Origin of the sequence: Facilibium subflavum (genome assembly GCF_003574485.1) — a bacterium.
Taxonomy (GTDB): Bacteria; Pseudomonadota; Gammaproteobacteria; order Francisellales; family Francisellaceae; genus Facilibium; species Facilibium subflavum.
Genome location: NZ_QLIT01000006.1, coordinates 1 through 18,118, shown reverse-complemented (window position 1 = coordinate 18,118; position 18,118 = coordinate 1). Strand labels below are relative to the sequence as shown.

16 protein-coding genes and 1 pseudogene are annotated in these 18,118 nt (G+C 39.0%); 2 read left to right on the top strand and 15 right to left on the bottom strand.

What is annotated here, in order from left to right:
• Positions 1 to 267: 267 nt before the first annotated feature.
• Positions 268 to 420, bottom strand: coding sequence for a hypothetical protein (locus DNK84_RS14160; protein ID WP_162902137.1), 153 nt, complete (start codon positions 418 to 420; stop codon positions 268 to 270).
• Between the two features lie 196 nt (positions 421 to 616).
• Here DNK84_RS14160 and DNK84_RS14155 point away from each other — a divergent pair, with 196 nt between their 5' ends.
• Complete coding sequence (locus tag DNK84_RS14155; protein WP_162902136.1) at positions 617 to 769, top strand: hypothetical protein; 153 nt, start codon at positions 617 to 619, stop codon at positions 767 to 769.
• Positions 770 to 810: 41 nt separating this feature from the next.
• Here the strand turns inward: DNK84_RS14155 and DNK84_RS01000 are convergent, their stop codons facing one another.
• The 5 genes from DNK84_RS01000 to DNK84_RS00980 form a co-directional block, all read right to left on the bottom strand.
• The gene (locus tag DNK84_RS01000) at positions 811 to 2,391 is read right to left on the bottom strand and encodes an RHS repeat domain-containing protein (protein WP_119342713.1); all 1,581 of its coding nucleotides are present in this window, start codon (positions 2,389 to 2,391) and stop codon (positions 811 to 813) included.
• A 22-nt stretch (positions 2,392 to 2,413) separates the two neighbouring features.
• Positions 2,414 to 5,167 carry a hypothetical protein gene (locus DNK84_RS00995; protein WP_119342712.1) on the bottom strand — a complete coding sequence of 918 codons (2,754 nt, stop codon included), beginning with the start codon at positions 5,165 to 5,167 and terminating at the stop codon, positions 2,414 to 2,416.
• 246 nt (positions 5,168 to 5,413) lie between these two features.
• Entirely contained in the window at positions 5,414 to 7,597 is a 2,184-nt protein-coding gene (locus tag DNK84_RS00990) for a hypothetical protein (RefSeq protein WP_119342711.1), read from the bottom strand.
• A 145-nt stretch (positions 7,598 to 7,742) separates the two neighbouring features.
• Positions 7,743 to 8,594, bottom strand: a complete 852-nt coding sequence (locus tag DNK84_RS00985; protein WP_119342710.1) for a hypothetical protein — start codon at positions 8,592 to 8,594, stop codon at positions 7,743 to 7,745.
• Positions 8,595 to 8,608: 14 nt separating this feature from the next.
• Positions 8,609 to 9,604, bottom strand: coding sequence for a hypothetical protein (locus DNK84_RS00980; RefSeq protein ID WP_119342709.1), 996 nt, complete (start codon positions 9,602 to 9,604; stop codon positions 8,609 to 8,611).
• A gap of 148 nt (positions 9,605 to 9,752) precedes the next feature.
• On the opposite strand from DNK84_RS00980, the pseudogene DNK84_RS00975 reads away from it, so the two are divergent.
• Positions 9,753 to 9,959 (top strand): annotated as a pseudogene (locus DNK84_RS00975) (type II toxin-antitoxin system RelE/ParE family toxin); the annotation flags it as partial.
• 80 nt (positions 9,960 to 10,039) lie between these two features.
• Here DNK84_RS00975 and hisIE read toward each other — a convergent pair.
• The 9 genes from hisIE to DNK84_RS00930 are packed head-to-tail and all read right to left on the bottom strand — an operon-like array spanning position 10,040 to position 17,457.
• Positions 10,040 to 10,654 (bottom strand): bifunctional phosphoribosyl-AMP cyclohydrolase/phosphoribosyl-ATP diphosphatase HisIE, encoded by a 615-nt coding sequence (gene hisIE / locus DNK84_RS00970; protein ID WP_235826787.1) that lies wholly within the window; start codon positions 10,652 to 10,654, stop codon positions 10,040 to 10,042.
• Between the two features lie 2 nt (positions 10,655 to 10,656).
• Entirely contained in the window at positions 10,657 to 11,424 is a 768-nt protein-coding gene (hisF, locus tag DNK84_RS00965; RefSeq protein ID WP_119342708.1) for an imidazole glycerol phosphate synthase subunit HisF, read from the bottom strand.
• Positions 11,418 to 12,143: a 1-(5-phosphoribosyl)-5-[(5-phosphoribosylamino)methylideneamino]imidazole-4-carboxamide isomerase gene (gene hisA, locus DNK84_RS00960; protein WP_119342707.1), complete on the bottom strand. Its 726-nt coding sequence runs from the start codon at positions 12,141 to 12,143 to the stop codon at positions 11,418 to 11,420. The genes hisF and hisA overlap by 7 nt, the downstream gene beginning before the upstream one ends.
• A gap of 27 nt (positions 12,144 to 12,170) precedes the next feature.
• The gene (gene hisH / locus DNK84_RS00955; RefSeq protein WP_119342706.1) at positions 12,171 to 12,770 is read right to left on the bottom strand and encodes an imidazole glycerol phosphate synthase subunit HisH; all 600 of its coding nucleotides are present in this window, start codon (positions 12,768 to 12,770) and stop codon (positions 12,171 to 12,173) included.
• Positions 12,767 to 13,837 (bottom strand): bifunctional histidinol-phosphatase/imidazoleglycerol-phosphate dehydratase HisB, encoded by a 1,071-nt coding sequence (gene hisB, locus DNK84_RS00950; protein ID WP_119342705.1) that lies wholly within the window; start codon positions 13,835 to 13,837, stop codon positions 12,767 to 12,769. The genes hisH and hisB overlap by 4 nt, the downstream gene beginning before the upstream one ends.
• Positions 13,824 to 14,900, bottom strand: coding sequence for a histidinol-phosphate transaminase (gene hisC, locus DNK84_RS00945; RefSeq protein WP_235826786.1), 1,077 nt, complete (start codon positions 14,898 to 14,900; stop codon positions 13,824 to 13,826). The genes hisB and hisC overlap by 14 nt, the downstream gene beginning before the upstream one ends.
• Complete coding sequence (hisD, locus tag DNK84_RS00940; RefSeq protein ID WP_119342714.1) at positions 14,885 to 16,207, bottom strand: histidinol dehydrogenase; 1,323 nt, start codon at positions 16,205 to 16,207, stop codon at positions 14,885 to 14,887. The genes hisC and hisD overlap by 16 nt, the downstream gene beginning before the upstream one ends.
• A gap of 13 nt (positions 16,208 to 16,220) precedes the next feature.
• Complete coding sequence (gene hisG / locus DNK84_RS00935; protein WP_119342703.1) at positions 16,221 to 17,126, bottom strand: ATP phosphoribosyltransferase; 906 nt, start codon at positions 17,124 to 17,126, stop codon at positions 16,221 to 16,223.
• Positions 17,119 to 17,457, bottom strand: a complete 339-nt coding sequence (locus DNK84_RS00930) for a YerC/YecD family TrpR-related protein (RefSeq protein ID WP_119342702.1) — start codon at positions 17,455 to 17,457, stop codon at positions 17,119 to 17,121. The genes hisG and DNK84_RS00930 overlap by 8 nt, the downstream gene beginning before the upstream one ends.
• Positions 17,458 to 18,118: the final 661 nt, after the last annotated feature.

Below are 18,118 nucleotides of genomic sequence, written 5' to 3'. Positions count from 1 at the left end.
CAATTGGCATTACCCTATTTACACCTCTACTACGAGCTAGTCCGACTACCTTGCTAAACTTACCTCTAGCTTTTTAGGCTCCAAGATAAGCATTCAGAAATAGCAAGGTTCTCCCAAGTTCCAAAGCAATCAGTTCATCTACCCGCTACGGACTCAGACCCCGGCACCTCCACGCATACTCGCCTTTACGTATTGCGTAGTGCTGATTTCAGGCAAATGAAAACCTTGATCAGGTGCGACGATGATATATTACGGGGCTCAATACCTTCACTTGCGTTGTGGCTGATAGACCGCCCTTACTACAGCTTCATAATGTTCGTTACCTTGCATTATGTGTAGTTCGGTTCCAGACTGGTGGCTAGCCTTTTTCTGGGCTGGATTGTCCAGCTTGATTGCCTTAGCTTTGCTTGGCGCACGCATAAACCATACCCCATTTATTATGCTTTCTCTTTTTCAAACATCACTTTAATGCTGCGTCATTATCGCCACGGCGATAATGACGCCTATATTATGCCTTGCCAACAGCGGGTTAGAGCCTTATGTAAAAGCCTATCCAGGTTAAAGGTTCAGCTTATACAATTGGCCATAACGACCTTTAGTTCCTAACGCTTACCACATGGATCCCCGCCAAGCGACGATGACGAAGCTAGAGGCATTAATTAACCCAAAGCAAAGACGACGAAGTTTTGGCACAAGAATAACACTGCCTAACCATATGGACCGGCTTTATGCAATAGTGATGAATTATTTACCAACACTAAGCCGCTAATTACAATCAATAATTTTTGTGATAATACGTAGCATCAGTTATTAAGCTGTTGTCACCGTATCGGTCTTGGAGACAAGCTGATCGATTTCGTTATAAACATAGTCACTCTGCATTGTTTTACTCGTACCATCCTTATTTACATCAGTTTGAACACGCGTGGTAATATCCCCATTGATATTATAACTGTAAGTGATGGTTTGTTTTTGAAGCCCTGTGCTGCCGGTAAATGTTGTCACACTTTCTTGCAGGCGATCCAGTGGATCATAAGTATAATCTGTGGTTTTATTCAGATTATTATCGCCACTGGTTTCACTGTATTGCTCTTTTATAATGCGCCCACGATCATCGTATTGATTTGTTACCGTTAAATCACTGACGATCACACCATCCTGTTTGACCTGATAGTGCACTGATTTTTTCTGCCCGATTTCAATGGCATAGGTTGCCTCACTGGGTGAATAATAGCTGATTGTTGCAATCTTTGCCAGCGTGTGACCACCAAAGCTTAAATCAATGGTAATAACATGTGGCTTACCCTTTTGCCAATAACCGACACTATCATCATAGCCGTACTTCTCTGGTGTCATCGTGCCATTTAATGTATCTGAGGATACAGTAACATGATCGATTTCACTATCAGGCTTGTAATAGATATTATAAGTCATGCCATTATAATCGGTATAGCTTTTCAGGCGATTATAACCATCGTAAGTGAAATCCTGCGTGTTTTGCGCGTTACTGGCATTCATCACACTTTGATTCTTCTGAAGCCCGATGCTGTTATAGGCATAGGCAAGCACACGATTATCCAGGCTGTTTTGTTGAAGCCTTGCATAGTTATCATACTGATAATTGATCTCCTGGCTGTCACTTTGTGTACTGGTGACACCATTTTGCATACTGGAGATGACACCATTAGTAACGGTTTGTGCCAAATGACCATTATTATCATAAATTTTATCCATGACATTGGTGTTAAAGTCTTTGCCCACAACCATCCGATCAGCACCATCGTATTGGCTGCTTGTCTGATATGTCTTGCCATTTAATGTATAACTTAAACCCACAACACGCCCTAACACATCATAAGTCTTACGATAATTTTTAAACTCACCCGGCTGACTTGAGGTCAAGGTTTTTTGCACCTCCTGGTCAATATTCCAGCCATCATATTCATGGGTTAAGTAATTGGTCTGGTAAAGCTTTTCATTATCATCATAATTTTTTACCGTCTCCTGGAATATGCGGACATATACGTCATAATCATATGTCTTTTCTGCAACAAGACGATTATTCGCACCGTAATAAGTGCGATTCCCCAACAAACGATCTGTAGGCGTGTAATCACTCTGCTCACTTTTAATAAGTTTATCATCAATACGGTTTTCACTAAAAGCGGTAAGCGGATTCCCCTTTTGATCTGTGCTGATCACATAGTTCAATGTTTGCTCATTTGCAACACCATCATCCGTTGCAATCATATCATAACAGCCGTACTGACTGTCACAGGCTTCATCGTATGTCGTTGTTGTACTTTGTGTTAGATCATATTCTGTGGCTTGTGAAATTACAGGCAACAAAAGGCTTAGTGCAATGATTTTTGCAATCGTTTTATATCTCATGTTAAATCCCCATTATTTGCTATTATTGACTATCTTTGACCTGGTAGACTTCTTTTAAAATCGGACGCAGGCGTGAATCATATTCATAATGCGTATAATTACCAAAGGCATCTTGTTGTTTTTTAAGCAAGGCTTTGCCCTCTTTATAGTCATAATAGTTGGTCTGCGTGATGATATACTGCGGGTTACCATTGGCATCTATACCAACCTGATCAAATTTTTTCAATAGATTATGCTCTCCATCGTACTGGCTGCGTGATTGCAAAATTGGATCACTATTATCACCATTAACTGCATCAGTCGGTGATAAATACTTCGCAACAATCATATTTTTAAAGTCATAACTGTAGGTTAAGGTCTTGCCTTCTTTATCTTTTTGAAGCAATGGTAAACCGTAAACATTGTATTGCGTGACTTTTGACAGGTTATTTGTCCCTAAGACACCAACACTGTTAAGTGAGGCAAACGTTGAAACCGTCTCAGTCGTATAACCTGCTGTTTTCTTCGTCACTGTTTTACCCTGTGACTCCTGCATGCTACCGGCAACTTCTGCGGTGGTTGTTACACCCGTTGGGTCATTATAAGCGCGCATCGTCGTTGTTACTAATTCAGGGAAATAACCACTTGTGTCATTTCGTGTGTAACCATAGGTTTTGGTAACACTCTTACCTGAATCATCACTGGCCACTTTTTTGCACACCAGTGCGGCATTGTAATAGTTATCACCAGTCTGGCAAGGTGCCGTGTCACTACCATAGTAGTAACTTATCACCGGCATATCCGCACTTTCGCCTGTTGCCAGATTCTTCATGGCTGTCTTATCTTGATACACCTGTTTGCCATCAGTGGTTAATACACTTGTTTTAATGGTTTCAAGCGCTTTAGAACAATCTGTTTTATTCACACCAACACCACAATCAAGACTATCTTCAAGAATAACTTCCTGATAGCGATTATCATACTGGTAAGTCGTTTTGCTTTGTGGGTCGATACCTGAAGGGTAATCAGGAATAATAATGCTTTGGCTGCTGGCGACACCATCGACCATTGGCTTGTATTTAGCCTTGTCTTTTGGTGTGGCTTTAAGCGTTTGTGTTGCTTGTGTGTAAGCTACAGCAGGGTAGCTTTCCTGTAAAACAGGTGAGCCATAATCATTATACGCACTTTGTGATTTTTGTATTGAAATGGCTTTTCCATCGTTATTATAACCAACCGTTACACTAAAGACTGGCTGATTATAATTTGGCGATAATTTACTGTCTTCATACGGATCGCTGTCATCAACGCCTGAATATTGATTATAAGTATCTGAAATTTTACGATAATTGATCCCATCGATATTTTCAGATATTTGTGCCATTAGCTCAAGCCCATAATAATTATAATAATGCGCTGTTTTAATATCACAATTTATCCCAATACACTCATCGACTTCGGTTGTGGCATGATTATAATCGTAACGACTGGCACCATCTAATGCCAGATCATAGCCAAACTGATACTGAGGAGTGGCCATTACAAAGTAGTTATAAGACTGTTGATCATGTCCAACCTGGCTGCCATCACCCCCATAAATAAGCTTATCAACGCTGGAAACCTTATAGCTGTTATTCACATCCTTATAGCTAAACTCATTATCTACATAGTGGCGAACTTCATTAAATGTCGCTCTGTCATAAAGCACCTGATCGACACGAGAAAGCAATCCCTGTGTGTTGTAAGTAAACGCATAACCCAAATCATACTGGTCATCCAGACGTGTTGAGATATCTTCTAACACACCATTGTTAATATGAAAGTAGAAACGCTCGCCGTCACCTGATGGATTTTTTGGGTAATCAATCTCTTTGACATAGTTACTGGTATTTTGAAAATGCAGTTGTGTGCCATCGGCATCGGTAACGCTCTCAATCAGGTTATCCATCGGCCCTTCGTTATCGTAAACGTAATCGATCTGGATAATGTGTTTTGAATTATTGGTCGTATCATTTTGAAAGAATCGATCGGTGATAATCGTACACAGACCATTCTCATCAAAGTAATAGGTTGCCCCATTGGCATACGTCAGTACATAGGCATATTCAAAAGAATCTATCATGCCATCTTCACGGTGAATGAGTATATTGCCATGCTGGGTTTTAAACTGATAAAGCTTAGAGGTTTGATATTTCAACCCGCTGTGATAGGTTCCAGTACAATTATTTCCCTGGCTGTCACAATTTATTTCACTTTCATAATCTGAATCAACATAATAATCCGAACCACCCCAAAAAAGCAGTAAGTAGTTCTTCCCCTCATTAGAAACCTTATGCACATAAGGCAAGCCTTTAATGTATAAACCAAATGGCAGACCAAATGCACTTGAGTTTTCATCGGTTGCCTTTTGTGATTGATATAAACCAGAGTTAAAGCTTAGTGATAAATCAATCATTGCCGAAAAAGACGGTGTTTGCATGCTGGCGGTTACACTGCCATCAGGAAGGTTAACTGAAACTTCACCTAATGCAAATTTCTTTGCAGACTCGGTATTGTTTTCTGCCGCAGCTGAATCATCACTTGATGAAATCGTTGACACCGATAACTTTTCTTTCTGAGCTGGCAACTTTTGATTGCCTTTTTCTTGAGAAACACTTTCTGCATTTTTTTGCAGCAACGGCTTTACAAGCGCATCGACAGCCTTTTTAGTAGAATCTTGCACTTGCTGTGCATGAGTTAACCCAAGACACAGCAAAGATGAACAAAAGACAATCAAAGGTTTTTTCTTTATATACCCCATAAATAAATCCCCATTCTTAATTGGTTAAATTTTAAATCATACGATTCAATCAATTTATCATAAAAATTATGTTAATCAATTGATTTATGTTAGATTTAATCGCTAAATAATGCCAAGGCCAGTAAATAGCCATATCAAGCCATTTAGATATAAGTAAAAACGCTGCCTTTTTATTGTGCAATGCAATATATTAACTTAAAAATAAACGCAAATTTATATGCGTAGATAACAACGCAAGGTTTTTTCTTAAACATAACAGCCTTGAATTTTGACTTTTGGCTTTAAATCTTGAGAATCATCACTATTGGCATGAAGGCTATAACATTTATGGTCTTGTGTATAAAGTGCAATCGTATAGTAAGAATCTAAGTTACCTGAGTCAGCAGAGCCAATAAACCACACTGTAGAGCTTATCCCTGTTGTGTGTCCTTGTGCAATATATACTGGCGAAGTTGTTTTAGCACCATTTATTGTCAAATATCCATAATAATAAAAATTTAATGACTCAATTGCATCATAATTACGCCCCATATTATCTATATAGAAGTTCGTCAGAGAATTGAAACTATTTTTTACATCACTACTTTTAGACCTTCCACTATTAAAAACCAACTTTATTTGATAATTATCATCATCACAGCTATCACCACTATCAGGCGCTATTAGCTTATTCTGTGATAACTGATCCCCATGCGGCTGACCACTTGTGACCATATCATCACCATTTTCCATTTCAAAAGAAAGTGAGTAAACACCTTCACCCAAGACAAAATCAAATTCATTCATATGTGGTGTGGTATCATTCTTGGGGCATCGATCTGAAACCATAAAGGTATAGTCATTTTCATCGCCATTACTGATGCAATACTTACGCCCATCAACCGTTTTCACCCACATAAAGTACGTGCTTCCATCCTGCCAGGCATCAGCTGACCCAAACCACCAGTTATTACCACTGTTATTTGAGCCTTGCCCTAAATAAACATCATTAATTACCGGACTGCCATTGATCTTTAATGCCCCATAAAAATAAAAATTAAGCTCGCCAGGGTAATCATCTGAAGTATTGCGAGCATAGCTTGAGTGATCACCCACATAGCTTCGATAGCTATCTGCTACAGCACCCGTTTTATGCCGACCTGCTTGAAAATTCATCTCTAAAAACCCATCTTTATATTGATTCTCTGACAGATTCGTCTGATAGGGCTGGCCACTACTTACATCAAAGCCTTTAAAATTAAAACTCAAGCTTGAAACACCACTTCCTGGATAAAGACGAACATAGTTATCATGGCTACTTGTCCCACTGTCACCACCTTGATCATTATCACATGAACCAATATAAAAAGTATCGTGGTTCCCATTTTCATCCGGAGTTAAGCAATAAGTTGCGCCTGATTTAGTATGAATCGTTAAAACATTATTGCCATGTGTAGCGCCTGGCCCATCAATATAGAGGTTATACCCATGCTCAGAAGAAACACCAAAATATATAGGCGTATCAACTTCACTACCATTAATGCTCAACCTTCCATAAGCATAAAAGCTTAGTTTATCCGGTGTTCCTGTTGAATCAGAAAATGTATAGGGTGATGATGTACCTATTTTGGTAAAGAAATCGTTTGCAATCGCTCCTGAATCATGACGCTCAGCGTTCATCAGCAGTGAAAGTTTACTCGAGTACTCATTTTTGGTTAGTTTTGAATAATAAGCACTATTATCTGCGACACTCAAGCCATCCAAAGTAAACGAAAGTGATTGCACATTATCCTTTGGAATTAAATAGATCCAGTTACTATCACCACATCGCTGAACTGTCACTTCATATGAAAGTGCTGTGTTCTCATATAAACAGTATTGATCACCATCATCTGTGAAAATTGGCAGCCAATTAGCTGAAGTAAAATAATCATAGTCCATGCCTTTAGAATCTAGTACTTCAGTATCCGCTGAATCCGTAGCCATCCAGCCATGAAAACCACCATCCTTATAGCCATCGGCAAAAGTTGTCCCAATGAAATGAGGCTCAGCTTCTCGCTTACCATTAATCGTAAAGTCCCCCGTAATTTCATAGGCCAGCGTATCTGGCCAGCCTAAGTTTGCATAATCCCAAACCCATGCGGATTGCCCCATATAACGCGACTGATAGTCAGATGCTATCACTGCGCTGGTGACCCAATCCGTATAGTAATATAGAAAGTAATAACTCGTACCATCTGCATATGTACTAATACCAGAATTATTCTGATCAACATAATTGGAGGATACATCTCCACTTGCTGATAGCATTTTTCTGGCTGTGTAATTTAGCGAGTCGACACCATCACCAAGCTTTATCTGTATAAAGTCATGTGATGTTGTCGCATTGGCATAGCCAACATCTAAAGCAATGATACTCGTCAATATATATAAATATTTCTTTATTCCCATTTTATAACCTCATATAAAATTAATTTTAAAAACCTGTCATACTCAAACAATGTTAGAAAAAGGGACTTTACCCCCTTGGGTGCGCCTAAAATCGCACTTCCAACCAAGTGTGCACTTAATTTTTGAGTCTTGCACCACATAAGCATTAACTGCTACCACTACACCCATCCTTAAAATTGAGATACAGCTGATCATTGTAAGTTCCCACCACATCACTATGTGAAGTATCGTGCGCAAGGCAAAAATCTATTTTTGATGCATCCGAGACTTGTGTTTTTGTATAACCATCATCATAACTTTCAGCCTGACAACTGGAATTTTTCGTCAGATAGTCATAGTGATAGGTAGGCGTGCCATCCTCATTGAGTGATGCATAAGGGGAGCCAACATTATAGACTGGCATCGTATTATAAAACACCCCTGACATCGGTGTGATACCAATTTCAATGACAGCAATTGGTGAGTCATAACGCGGCTTTTGCGGCCAATCATCATAATCCTGCGCCGGCACATAAAAAATATTGGGATCCGGCCCACCAACCTCACTATCATCATCGCTATAAGGGTAGGCATTGGCCGTTGTTTTATAGGTAATATCGATATTTTTTTCCTGATATGTGTCTGGGTCTTCACAGTTAAGTGTGACCGTTTGATAAATATAACAAACTGCCCAGCTGACATTATAGGTATTAACTTCATCATCATCCTGATAATGTGCATAGATCGTTACATTACTTGAGACATAATCATAGGTATCTGTTTTTGCATGCAAAAGCTTACCACGAGCTGTATCATTTGAGCCAACCTGCACCCAGGACATATTGTCATACATATCCCCCACATCGCCCTGGCGAATAGGGGCGCCATAACAGCGAAGTGCATAGTCTTCTGAGTTATTAGTTAGAATCACCTCAGGATTTGCAACATGATCTATCGCTGCAAAACTCATATTCGCACTTAACACCAAACCCATCATAAATAAATGTTTTAAATACATACTCTATTCCCCCCTTAATAATTGACAGAAAAAGTTTTTTTCGCAATCGTTGCTGCCTCATCTTCACTTGGTCCATATGTGGCAGATTCGCTACTGTCTGTGTATAGATCAATTTTCCCGTCTGTTTCACTTTGAATTGATGCACTTTTTGAGCTTGGATACAGTTTAAAACGGATTTTAAAGGAGCCAAGCAAACCATTTCCATAAGCCGCACGCGCATCGGCTGAATCTTTTGAATCATAGATAAGGCAAGCCACCCCCATCGAATCCGGCTTATCATATTTATCTGCATGATCATCTGCACTACTTGATAAAAATTTAAACGCATGGCTAAAAACACCATTTCGATAAATATACTGATGCGTAAACCATATATTCCCCCACTGATTCCGGCCATTGGTATACCAACCAGCTGTTGGCTCAAGATGAGAAGAAAAGCTTTCCCCTGATAATGAATCTAAATCCGTTGACGTAAACACATCCTCACTAAACGGGTTTAATTTATCCTCGGCTGGCGCTGAGAATGTATTTTCAGTAATTTTATATGCCGCGCCAAAACCAACACGAATTAAATTCTGCATTGTCTGATCAGTATTATAGGAGTAATAATCCAGTGATACCGGACTGTATTCATATTCATGGCTGGTATCGCTATTATAACTGGTATCAACAACCCAGCCACTTAGCTCAAACATTGCCATGTTTTTGCCATCATTATTTGAATAATAAGCTAGATAAGGCGATAAAGCACCGCTCCCCATTGTATCATCATGATTAAAATGCTCACCCACAGGTGATTTCATATATGGCAGCATAAATTTATGATCATAAACATTTTTTTCATTTGCCTCCCCTGTATAGGAAGGAAAACCACCTACACCACAGACCATGACACCTGTGCCGTTATTAATAATATTAATTTGTCCAAAAGTAACTTCTCTATGTGGGCCTGCGTATCCCCCTATAACCATACTACTTAACAAGAGAAGACCTGATAGTTTTCTTAACATTCTATACCCCGTTTTTCTTTATAATTTCAAACGCACTTTAACTGAAAATTGAGCAATAATCAAACATTTTTATCAAATATTTAAAACAAATGATTTTTATGGTGAATATGAAATTCAAGACTAAGCTTATTGAGCCAAAAAGTTATCAAAACAAGCAAAAGCGCAACTTGATTCAGCAGTTAAGGATTTATGCATGAACCCTTATATTGGTACTCAGAAAAAGGGTGATTTATCATTTTTGCGTGTATATAAATTTACAATTAATCAACAGTTGATGTTGCTAGGGTATACCTATGAAGAAGAAAGGCTTACATTGACTTTACTGAAACCAGGTAGTCATGAACACTTTTACTGAGACATCAAACAAAGCTAAGGCCAATGAATGCCAGTGACACTTGAAAATAATCCGTCAGATCAAATCTAAACTTCTGCAACTTATCTTCTGGCTAAAACCTGTAATATATCACTAAGCCTTACATTTTTCTCAGCTAAGAGAATTAATAGATGAAAAAGTAAATCCGCACTTTCCTCTTTAAGCTCATTTAAATCATCCTTCATTGCGGCAATAACGGTCTCAACGCCTTCTTCGCCAACTTTCTGCGCAATACGGGCAAGGCCTTGATCAAAAAGATTTGTCACATAACTGCCAGCTGGTCTTGCTGTTTTACGTGATTCAATAATACGCTCAAGATGTAAAAGGATATCATATTGATTTTTAAACCCACGTTCAAAACAGCTTTGTGTTCCTTTATGACAGGTCGGCCCTTGTGCTGCAACCAATACAATCAAGCTATCACCATCACAATCCATTGCAATATCAATTAATTGCAATACATTACCACTTGTTTCACCCTTTCGCCACAGCCTTTTTTTGGCTCGACTATAAAAAGTTACCTGTCTTGTTTTTACCGTCTGTTGTAAAGCTTCTTGATTCATATATCCAAGCATTAATACCTTACCTGATAAATGGCATTGCACGATCGCAGGTACCAGGTTATTCATTTTTCCCCAGTCAATTTCATCAATGAGTGTATTTTTTATCGCTAACATATTTATACCCTAATAATGTGATTTTGTGCCTGTAAATATTGCTTAAGCCTTGGTATTGCAATATATCCACTGTGAAAAACACTTGCAGCAAGTGCACCTGACACGGAAGTCTTTGCAAAAACCGCATCAAAATGCGCCATAACACCAGCACCACCTGATGCAATAACAGGAATATTCACGCTGTTTGTCACGGCTGACAAATGCATGATATCATAACCATTTTTAACACCATCTTGCTGCATACAGTTCACCACAATCTCACCTGCACCACGTGATTCAATTTCTTTAACCCAGTCTAATGTGCTGCGTGTTGTCTGTAATGTTTTTTTGCTATCTCCAGTATATTGACACACAACATATTCATTATTTACCAAATTACTATCAACACCCACAACAACACACTGCTGACCAAAAGTGGCAACTAACTCGTTGATTAATTGTGGACGCTCCAAAGCCGGTGAGTTAATTGAAATTTTATCTGCTCCGGCATTTAAGATTGCATAAGCCTGCTTGATACTGCGAATACCTCCTGCAACACAAAAAGGAATATTAATTGTTTTTGCAATCTGTGACACCCATTGCGGGGATACGCCACTTTGACGTGTACTGGCATCAATATCATAAAACACAAGCTCATCTGCCCCTTGTTGACTGTAATGCGCTGCCAGCTCAACAATATCACCAACAACACGATGATTTTGGAACTTCACCCCTTTCACCACTTGATTATTTAATACATCAAGGCATGGAATAATACGTTTACTCAACATACCAATGCCTCGCTTAAGCTGAATTTCTCTTCATATAGCGCACGACCAACAATAATATTTTGCACCCCTATCTGCTTTAACGCTTTGATATCCTGCAATCTACCCACACCACCTGATGCTTGAAAAGAAATTGCGTGATATTGAGCAACTAACTGCTGATAAAGTGTGGTATTGGCACCTTGTAACATACCATCTCTGCTAATATCCGTACAAAGTACATGTTGCAAATCATAGGGTACATATTGATCAATCAAATCATATAAAGGCTTGTTACTGGTATGTAACCAGCCATGTATTGCAACCATTGGCCTATCGTGGTCAATCTTCACATCGAGTGCTAACACAATTCTCTGGGCACCAAAGTACTTTAAAATACTTTTGGTGCGCGCAACATCTTTAACGGCAATACTGCCTAACACCACCCGATCAACACCATTGTTAAACAAGCTTTTTATCGTATTTTCATCTTTAACACCACCACCTGCCTGTATGATAAGTGTTGAATTCTGGCAAATGCGTTTGATGGTTTCAAGCTGGCAAAATTGACCCGTTTTTGCGCCATCCAAGTCCACGATATGTAAATATTTTGCACCGGAGTCCTGATAGCTTCCAGCCACATCTTCTGGCGGTTTTGTATATTGCGTTACCTTGGAAAAATCCCCTTTTTGCAAGCGAACACACTGACCATTAATTAAGTCAATTGCTGGTATTATATTCATTACTCACCTTAACACTTTGTCTAATTTCTAACGAGCATTACTGATAAAATTTTCCAATAATCGTGCGCCTACTTTCCCTGATTTTTCAGGATGAAACTGCATACCATAGAAGTTCTCCTTATTCACAACCGCACTAAAGCATGTAATATAGTCATTTTGTGCGAGTGTGAATTTTGTCACCTCAGCATAAAAGCTGTGGACATAATACACATAGTCTTGTACCTTAACCCCATCAAACAACCCATGGGTGGTAGAACTGTTTATAGGCTTGATTGTATTCCAGCCCATATGCGGAACTGACATATCATTTGAATGAAATCTCTTGACCCTTCCTGGCAAAATATTTAAGCATGTTACATTACCTTCTTCTGAAAACGCATGCATAAGCTGCATGCCTAAACAGATTCCAAGGACAGGCTGTGTTAAGCCTGGAATCAGCTTATCAAGTTTATGTGCTTTTAAAGCTTCCATCGCCATTTTTGCATGCCCCACACCAGGTAAAATCACATAATCAGCTTCTTTGATAATTTGCTGATCATGGGTTAACACAGCCTTTTGATGCAAACGTGCCAAGGCATATTTAATTGAGGCAAAGTTGCTGCCACAGCAATCAATAATCGCAATCATAGCACCCCCTTGGTACTTGGCATCTTTAATGAATCTCTTACTATTGCCTGCTTTAACACTTTTCCTAATGCCTTAAATGCCGCTTCAATCATATGGTGTGTGTTATCCCCCTTAAGCTTTATATGAAGTGTTGCCTTAAGACTTTCTGCAAATGAGTAAAAAAAATGACTAACAAGCTCGGTGGATAGATCCCCCACACGCGCTTGCGTAAAATTTGCCTCAAATAAACAATAAAAGCGTCCACTTAAATCCAATGCAATTTCAGCACATGCCTCATCCATTGGCAGCAAAAATCCATAGCGTTTAATGCCTGTTTTATCTGCTAATGCTTTAGACATCGCCTGTCCTAAAGTGATGGCAATATCTTCAACCGTATGATGATCATCAATATGCAAATCACCTTTAGCAATAACCTCCATGCTGATACCCGCATGCTTTGCAACCTGCTCAAGCATATGATCAAAAAAGCCAATACCCGTTTGAATTTTTATATGATCAGCATCATCAAGATTAACATAGACTCTGATATCTGTTTCATGTGTCGTGCGTGATATATTGGCTTGGCGCGGCTTATTTAGAATATAGTTTTTGATACCCGCCCAACTCTTAAATTGCCCGCCACCAATTTGAATCCCGGTAATACCTAAGTTTTGAGCAAGCTTTATATCTGTTAGCCTGTCACCAATAACATAACTGTGATCACGGTTAATAACCTGCTCACGTAAATACGGCATTAAAAGGCCAACTTTCGGTTTGCGACAGTCACAACAATCATCCTCAAAATGTGGACAGATCAGGATGTCATGAAAATGTATCTTCTGTGATGCAAAGATTCTTAGCATAAGCACATGCGGTGCTTTAAAATCGTTTTCAGGAAATGCTTTTGTACCCAAACCATCCTGGTTACTCACCATGACAAGCTTGAAACCAGCCTGCTGGAAATCACTAAGTGCATCAAAAACACCTGGCAAGAATTCAAGCTTCTCAATACAATCAATTTGTTTGTCTTGAGGTTCCACGATAACCGTGCCATCACGGTCAATAAATAAATACTTACTCTGCTTCATGGGTTATATTCCCCGCTATTGTCTCTAGCACATTGATTAACTTTTCTATTTCCTGGACACCACCAATGCTAATGCGTAACATATGCTCATTATGAAATACACTTGCCATAGATCTAATCACAATGCCTTGTTGAAGCAGCTGATGGAAAACATTACCCTTAAAATCTACCAGCAAAAAGTTCCCCTTTGATGGATACGCGCTTTTTACCAATTTAGAAGCACTTAAATAAGCAAATAACAATTCTCGCTGTTTCACTATTTGACAAATTTTATCCATTAACAGCGGCTGGCTTTGTTGATTTAACACTTGTAGCGTATTTTGCAGTACTGAGGTGGCAATTGGATACGGTGCTAAAATCTTTTCAAGGTAACAAATCAAGCGTGCATTTGACACCACACATCCAACACGCTCACCTGCCAAACCATAGGATTTGGATAAAGTACGCAGGACAACCAAGTTATCATGTTTATCAATTAAGGTGGCAGCACTTTTCTCACCACTAAACTCAATATAAGCTTCATCAATAACAACGACTGCTTTATTACAAAGCGCTCGACAAAGCACTTCAATATTACTTAATGAAACCATATTCCCCGTTGGATTATTGGGTGAACAAACAAATAGTAATTTAACATTGTTATGTGTTTTTAACTGCTGCAATAATAATGGTACATCGACATTAAATGCATCTTCAGCTTTAAGCGCATATTCAAAATAATCCACACCCTGGATACGCGCACTTATTTCATACATGCCAAAAGTTGGTTTAAATGCCATAATTGCATCTTGTTTATAGGTACAAAACAGGCGTAGTAATAAGTCAATCCCCTCATCACTGCCTCGCGTAATCAACAGCTGTTTTTCATCTACCTGGTATAAATTTGCCAAGCATTTTACTAACTCTTCTGGCTGTTTTTCAGGGTAACGATTAAAACCATGATTCGACAAGTCAAATGGCAGCTCATTGGCATTTAACCAAAGCTTACCGCTTAGCTTCAACGATCTTGCCGAAGCATAGGCATTAAATTTACGTAAATCCTCACGAATTAATCTTTCAAACACAATGCCTCCTTCGCGTATTCTAATCGTAGATCTACAGCAAGCTTGTGTGCGCCAAGTCCTTCAATTTGTGCAAGCGTTGCCGCTAGATTGCCAATCTCAGATAACCCTGCTTTTGTCACGTATTGCACACTTGTTGCTTTCATAAAATCAATCGTTGACAGACCACTAAAGGACCTGGCATAACCATAAGTTGGCAGTACATGGTTAGAACCTGTTACATAATCACCTAAAGCCTCAGCTGCCCATCTACCAACAAACACAGCGCCTGCATTTATGACTTTATCAACATGCTTTTGTGCATTTTTAATCTGCAGTATCAAATGTTCAGGTGCATAGATATTTGCCAGTTTAAAAACACTATCCAAATCATTAACCAATAAAATGGCACTGTTTTTTAATGCCGCTTGAATAATATCAACACGCGATAAGCGACTGACAAATTGTTGAATCTCTTTTTTTACGCTTTTCGCCAACGCTTCACTATCAGTAATTAAAATGGCTTGCGAATCAGTACCATGTTCAGCTTGTGCCAGTAAGTCTGCTGCAACAAAGCTGGCATGAGCATTTTCATCGGCAATAACCAACACTTCTGATGGACCTGCTGGCATATCAATTGCTGCCCCATCCATATCAATTGCAACAAGTCCTTTTGCCTTTGTAACCCAGCTATTCCCAGGGCCATAAATCTTATCCACTTTTTTAATAGACTGGGTACCATAGGCCATCGCAGCAATTGCTTGGGCGCCACCGAGTTTATAAATGACATCTACACCACAAATATCTGCCGTAACCAAAAGCAATGGATGAATCTGGCCATTTTCATTGACAGGTGTGCAAACGCTAATATTCGTACAACCTGCAACTTTGGCAGGGATCGCCAGCATGATTAAAGTTGAAATAAGCGGTGCACTGCCACCTGGTACGTACAATCCAATACTTTCAATTGCTTTAAACACTTTGTGACAACAAATACCATCACCACTATCAACAATCGTATTTCGCGGTTTGTTCACCTGATGGTAATTTTGAATTCTGGCAATAACATCCTTAACAAGATCAATCTCTGCAACACTTACTTGATTATAGGCTTCTGCTATCTCTTTTTTACTGACATCCAAGCTTTCAAGCAAACACTTATCCCATTGATATGTATAGTCAAATAATGCTTTATCACCCTTATACTTCACTTCATTAAGAATCGATTTAACGGATCTTGTCAGCTGTTCACTGTTAATCTGTGGCGCACGTTTTAATAAATTCTGCCATGTTGATTTCTCATTAATATCAACCTTATAACAATCAATCATCTCATCTTCCTCTTTATGGCAGCATTTTTTCAATTGGCAATACCAAAATAGCACTGGCACCTGCACTTTTTAAAAGCTCAAGCGTATTCCAAAAAACACCTTCTGTTGTGACAATATGTACGGCAACTTTATCATCTACCCCTGATAAAGGTATAATTGTTTGCCCTTCATGCCCAGGCAGTAATTCACTAATTGCATCCAAGGATGACTTTGGTGCATGAAACATGACATATTTACTTTCTTTAGCTTGCAGCACACCATTAATGCGATCGATTAAGCAGGTGTAAAAATGTTCAAGCGAAGATGGCAGGGCATGTTTATTGCGAATAAATACGGCTTGAGATTCCATGATTTGAACGACTTCTTTTAGATTATTTTCCTCCAGCGTTCTCCCCGTTGAGACCAGATCACAGATTGCATCTGCCATTCCTACGTTCGGCGCAATTTCAACTGACCCTGAGATATTTAAAATGGATAAGTTTAATTTATTTTTTTGGGAAAACTGTGATAGTAAAGCAGGATATGAAGTTGCAATTTTCATGCCTTTTAAGCTAGATACACCTTCATAAGATTTACAATTTGGCATTGCAATAGATAAACGGCAGTGACCAAATCCAAGCGCTTTATCTATCATAATATTATTGGCTTGATTTTCCTCATCTAAAGATAAACAAAACTCTTCCAAGACATTTTGGCCAATAACCCCCATATCACAAAAACCGTCATTGACAAGCGTTGGGATGTCATCATCACGCACAAATAAGAAATCAACCGGTGCATCGATTGCATGACAGTAAAGCCCGCTTTTTGACAATTGTACTTTAATCCCCACTTTTTCAAAAAGCGCCATTGACGTTGAATTTAATCGTCCTTTCTTTTGCACCGCAATACGCAATCGTTTTGTTTTACCATCACTCATCTGTATCACACCTTTTATCATTGCTGTTTTCTTTGTTTTTATTGCTTTTTATTTTGTCATACATTAAGTTATAACCGCCTGCCCCATGGGTGATACAACGTGCAATTCTCGTAACAGTGGTAACACTGACACCTGTTTCAGCATAGATTTGACGATAAGGTTTCTGCGCTTTAATTTCTCGAACCGCCCTCCAACGATCAGCCATCGCAGAGATTTCAGCTGGCGTGCATAAATCTTCAAATACTTTTTCGACTTCATGTGCATTACCCAATGATGCCAACGCCTGAAAAAGGGCTTTAATATCTGCTTTTTGCGCTTGTTTTATATTCATTATATCTCTCAATAACTCTTAATGTATTAATACACTATAACATATGGCATTATATATTCAAGTACAAGCATTTTTTGCAAAAAATAAATTGGGGAAAAGTGTTTATTGAACTGAAGTTATGTACTTTCCATTTTTGTATATTACTTCAAGAATTTCTCATTTATTCTGCCTGGTTGGTCACATAAATATTTTCAGTGCAGTCATTCCCGAAAAGCAAAGCTTTGGCGGGAATCTACGCCAGAATCCTTCCTTGTTAATAACGGTTGGGGCCGTATGCAAAGGCTGATCCAATTGTAGAAAACCCAAAAGATAGCTTTTGGTTTTGGCCATAACTTCCTTAGACTCACAACGCTTATCACGTGGGTCCCCGCCAAGCGAGGACGACGAGACTTTAGCAAAAAATGTACTTTTGATTTTGGTCATAACGGCCTTGAGTTTCTAACAATTATCACACGGGTCTCTGCCAAGCGACGATGACGTTGATGCACACTTCTAGTAACGGCTACGCTTGCCAAGCGCGGACAGCAAAGCAAGAAAGACTGTAAAATGACTTATGGGTGGGATCTAACTTAAGCCAGTCCTAATGGCACTAAGTTAAGCCGCATTTTTGTATAAACCTCGAGCTTTTTTTAGTGGAGGATATGTCTTTGTTCTGCGTTTT